The organism is Alkalibacterium sp. s-m-28 (assembly GCF_054658175.1).
Map to the genome: position 1 here is coordinate 1 of NZ_BAAGIQ010000433.1, position 255 is coordinate 255.

1 pseudogene is annotated in these 255 nt (G+C 39.6%); it reads left to right on the forward strand.

From position 1 onward, the window contains the following. Positions 1-36: 36 nt before the first annotated feature. Positions 37-255: pseudogene (locus tag ACYQ4S_RS12885) on the forward strand (group II intron reverse transcriptase/maturase); the annotation flags it as partial.

The following is a 255-nucleotide window of genomic DNA, read 5'->3' on the forward strand; positions in this document are numbered from 1 at the left end:
AGAATATGTAGGAGTGCGTAGGGGCGTAACACAGAAATGAATAGACAAAATGATATCTCATTAATCGACCGAGTAGTCGATAGAAAGAATATAAAGCTTGCCATCAAGAAAGTTAAAAAGAACAAAGTCAAGCCAGGTGTAGACGGCATAACTGTCGATGAACTAGATGCACACATGGCAGAATTTGGTTCACATATCATTCGAAAACTAAAGGAAGGCACATATATGCCTCAACCGGTTAGGCGAGTGGAAATT